This is a genomic window from Bacillus badius NBRC 15713 (assembly GCF_001591605.1).
Classification (GTDB): Bacteria; Bacillota; Bacilli; order Bacillales; family Domibacillaceae; genus Pseudobacillus; species Pseudobacillus badius.
The window spans coordinates 1-1,685 of record NZ_BCVF01000098.1 but is presented as its reverse complement, the minus strand read 5'-3'; the positions used below and the strand labels follow the sequence as shown (position 1 = coordinate 1,685).

Here is a 1,685-nt window from a genome sequence, read left to right as displayed (position 1 = left end):
ACAGAGGCTCGTTGTAAATCAAACCGTGGAATAAATAGTGAACGGGCAAACTGACAAGGCGAAGGAAACAAAAAACGACAAAAATAGAACAATGTCTTTAATTCTTCTTTAAATGGCTTGTATTGCATTTTAATCATTTTTGGCTAGTTAACTATTAAAAGAGAATTAAAAACGATCAGAGGCGAAAATAAGACGTTCTGGAGGGAAGAAAAATGAAAAGAGAAACAGAAAAAACAGTTCAGGAGTTATTAAGGGAACTTCGTGAATTGGATCTCCAGGGTAAGAATCAGATTCGAAAACTTGATGTAGATCAGCAAGGGAATATATTGCTGGATAGAAATAATCGGTTTGATGTTGAGTGGTATGAGAATGATGAAAATTATGATGTGGTTGATTATGAAAAAGAGTCCTCAGATTGAGGACTCTTTTTTTGGTTTTCTGGTTTTCTTCTTTACTTGATTTAATTATATAGACACTCAAGTAAAAAGGTAGTAGAGTTAAAACCAACGTTAGTAAAAATTGGTTTTAGACATAAAAAAGCCCCCTATCCAGTTGTCGGCTAAAACTTTTGGAAAGGGGTCCTCATCTCATGAAGAGAGTATACCATAAGGTCATTGTGAGTGGAAGTATTACAGAAATTTATTCCTACGAGGAAGGAATCACTATTGGTTTTGCTAAATCGCATAGTAGCGAGCGGGTGGAAGCAGGTGATAGCAACGTGTCAAAAGAAGAAAGAATCCTGAAAGATCAAGCGAATTTAAGACGTTCGCTTTCAAGGAGTATTCAAACGCTAAGAAGAACGATCAATGCAAATATCGGACAGTGGGGCAAAGAAAAACCAAAATTTATGACGTTAACGTTTCGAGAAAATGTGTTAGATCATGAGATTGCTAATGCAGAGTTTAGAGAATTTATAAAACGTTTATCTTATAAACTTTTCAAAAAGCAAAGTGGTCTAAAATACACCTGTGTAGTAGAGAGACAAGCTAGAGGTGCAATTCACTATCATGTGCTTTTTTACAATCTGCCGTACATCAAACAGGAAGAGTTGGTGAAGGTCTGGGAGAATGGAAAAGAGCAGCGTGGTGTTCGAATTAATGCGATCGAAGATATAGACAACGTTGGTGCATATGTTGTGAAGTACATAGAGAAAGATATACAGGCGTTGAAAGATGGATTTGATACCAAGACTGGGAAAAGTGCGAAAGAGAAAAACAAGAAACTTTTCTTCCAGTCGAGGGGATTAATCAAACCAGAAGAAAGATCAATGACTGAAGAAGAATTAAAAGAGTTTGAAAGTAAATTGATTGATGATAAGGCGACTGTTTTTGAAGCTACTCATGACAATGAGTTTGTTGGCAAGATGACTTATAAACAGATCAAGAAAAGAGAGTAGAAATTTTCTACTCTCTTTTTGATTTTTAAGCCCCTGCGGGTACAATGCTGCAAGCATTATTTTTTCGCGGAGTGAACCCATCTTCACCTGAAATTTTCAAGGTGTATAGATGGGCACTTCGTGAAATTGATCTGCAAGAGCATAAGGAGAAACTGTCCCCATAGATTGTGAGGGGTTAGGCAGAGCCTAACTGTTCACTGGGTACAAAAAAATGATCAAAACAATACAAAAACAATACATCAGAGTGATCGGTTTATGCCGCGAAAGTTGATTTACAATGAGAGGTACT

The 1,685-nt window shown here is 36.6% G+C and carries 2 protein-coding genes; both read left to right on the top strand.

Going from position 1 to position 1,685, the window contains the following annotated elements:
* Positions 1–212: 212 nt before the first annotated feature.
* Positions 213–419 carry a hypothetical protein gene (locus BBA02S_RS19870; protein ID WP_041114705.1) on the top strand — a complete coding sequence of 69 codons (207 nt, stop codon included), beginning with the start codon at positions 213–215 and terminating at the stop codon, positions 417–419.
* A gap of 170 nt (positions 420–589) precedes the next feature.
* Positions 590–1,396, top strand: a complete 807-nt coding sequence (locus BBA02S_RS19865) for a rolling circle replication-associated protein (protein WP_041114706.1) — start codon at positions 590–592, stop codon at positions 1,394–1,396.
* Positions 1,397–1,685 lie beyond the last annotated feature (289 nt).